Origin of the sequence: uncultured Dialister sp., assembly GCF_937959425.1 — a bacterium.
Classification (GTDB): domain Bacteria; phylum Bacillota; class Negativicutes; order Veillonellales; family Dialisteraceae; genus Dialister.
Window position 1 is genome coordinate 1 of sequence record NZ_CALGPS010000130.1, and the last position, 2,620, is coordinate 2,620.

Here is a 2,620-nt window from a genome sequence, read left to right on the forward strand (position 1 = left end):
CGGGTCTGGACTTTCACCAGACTATACTATACACGCCGAACTGGCGCACAACCTGAGAACCCTCGGGGCATAAGCCCCGTCAATCTTAAAAAACCTCACGCCCGCAGGGCGTGTCAAAAAGCCATGAAATGATATCTCCTTTGAGATTCCATTTCATGGCTTTTCATATTTCCTATGATGTATGACTAGATTTTAAAGCTCAGTTTTTCAACAGCTGCTGCCAGTTTCGGTCCGATTTTCGGAACGCCTGCCACATCTTCCGGTCTTACGGCGCGGATAATGACGATGGCTGCAAGGTAGACCACGCCGCCTACGCAGATGGATACCAGGGTTGCCAATGTATTGCTGTGGATGAAACCGAAGGCACCGTGATATACGCCCAGCACCACGGCACCCATAATGCCGGCAGCGATGAAGAGTTTCACCGTATGGATGATATCCATAGTATAGTGCCTGTATTTATAGAGGAAAATCAGGTTCAGCACCGCTGCCACACCGAAGTCTGCATTGGTAGCCCAGGCAGCGCCCAGTACACCCCAGGCGGGGAGGGCTGTGAGATTCCAGGAAAGGAAGACCTTGACGGAAGCGGAAATCACCATGTTGATGAAGGGAATGGCAGTCTTCCCCATGCCCTGCAGAACGCCGGTGGTTACCTGCTGCACTCCCAGAAGGAATACGCCGAAGCTCATCACCGCAATGCAGGGGCCTGCATCAGGGGTGGCATAGAGCATGGCGGAAATAGGAGTGGCAATGACGCACATACCTACGAAGGCGGGAATGGTAATGAGGTTGGCAAGACGCATGGCCGTATCGGTCCTCTGCATCACCACATCCCCCTTTTTCTGGGCAATGGCTTCGGAAATAACGGGCACCAGGCTGGCTGCCAGGGAAGCGGTCACAATGGTGGGCATATTCACCAGTGCCGTTGCCATGCCGGTGAGGTAGCCAAAAAGGGTGGTGGCTTCCTCCACCGCAAAACCTGCCACTTCCAGGCGGCGGGGCACGATGAAAAGGTCGATATTGGAAACGATAGGCAGCATGATATTAGCCAGGGAAACAGGAATGGCCAGAATCAAGAGCCTTTTAATAATAAAGAGTGCACTCTGGGGCTTAATGGAAGGATCCTGTTCCGCTGCCAGTTCTTTTCTCCATCCCCGGGTCATGTAGTAGAAACCGATGAGAACCACAATACCCATGAACGCGCCAGGCGCTGCACCAAGGGTAGCACCGGCCGCGCCAAACTCAAGACCGTAGGGCAGAAGGATGACTGCAAAGGCAATCATAGTCACCACCCGCACCACCTGTTCCAGAATCTGGGACACGGCAGTAGGGGTCATAAGCTGCAGCCCTTGGAAATATCCGCGCAGCGTGGCCAGAAGAGTGGCACAGAACACCGCCGGTGAAAGAGCCAAAAGGGACCAGTAGGCCCGGGGGTCACGGACAATGCCCGTATCCACCAGCCACTGGGAGCCGAAGAAAAGAAGGACGCTGAAAAAGAGCCCCGTCATCACCAGCGCTGCCATGGAAATGCGGAACACCTTCTGTCCCCCGTTGTAGTCATTCACCGCATTTCTTTCCGCCACCATAATGGAAATGGCCACCGGAAGGCCGGCGGAAGAAACGGACAGACAGAGAAGATAAATAGGATAGGCCATCTGGTAAAGGCCAATCCCCTCCCCGCCCAGAAGGCGGGACAAATAAATCCGGCTGAAGGCACCGATGAATTTAACGATAATACCGGCCACCGTTAAAATCAGGGCACCCTGGATAAATGAATTCTTACGCATTTTTCACCTGTTTCAATAGGAAATATGATTCACAACTCATATAGTCATATCAGATTTCAGAAAAATTGTAAAGCTTTATTATAAGGATTGATGGAAAGTTTATGGGGCTACGCCCACAGGGAGGGCCGCTCCGCGGCCCGGGTCCGGAGGGTTCCGCGCCCTTTGGGCGCGCCTTCGACGTGAGGGTTCAAAGGGTTCAAAAGGTTCAGAGGGTTCAGAGGGGAAGGTATCGCCGCCTTTGGCGGCGATGAGTATATAGTCAGCGTTACGGGATGAGCTTCCTGCTGCATAAATCGCGCTGAACATGGCGATGAATTGGCCACCTCCGGTGGCCACCCCCCCTTTGGTGCCTTACGGCACCACCTTTCCCCCGCTGTGCGGGGGCACAATAAAGCTCCGTATAACATTTCGCTCATAAGTGGCTCTACATTAAGCACGGGTTGTTGTCCCACCGCCTGCGGGGTGGCAAGGGAACACGATTCGTAGGGGAGCGTTAGCGACCTGAGAATCGTGTGACACGCTTCACACCGTGGCGAGGGTGGTGGCGCCAGCCACCAAAGGGGGCAGCTCTTTTCCCCCGCCCGCCAGAGCGGTTGGTTTGTTTTTCAGCGGGCAAAGCCCGGTTGTATGGTTTTCCCAGCTACCAGCTACCAGCCACCAGCCACAGTATAGCAGGGAGATTTCTCCACTCCCCTTTGCTACGGTCGAAATGACAATGTGGCGGCCCCGATCTTCGATCCCAGCCGCTCCGCGGCTGCGCCCACCAACCTCAGCGGCGAAGCCGCTGTCAGTCGAGTAGACGGAATCAGATTACTCTGTCCGCCCCTCACAGA

1 protein-coding gene is annotated in these 2,620 nt (G+C 54.6%); it reads right to left on the reverse strand.

The genetic code is table 11. The features are described from left to right. Window positions 1–185: 185 nt before the first annotated feature. Entirely contained in the window at window positions 186–1,787 is a 1,602-nt protein-coding gene (locus tag Q0482_RS05800; RefSeq protein WP_299144545.1) for a polysaccharide biosynthesis protein, read from the reverse strand. Window positions 1,788–2,620 lie beyond the last annotated feature (833 nt).

Excerpts from the sequence above, each read along its gene's own strand:
- Q0482_RS05800 (WP_299144545.1), bottom strand. The coding sequence starts at position 1,787 with ATGCGTAAGAATTCATTTATCCAGGGTGCCCTGATTTTAACGGTGGCC.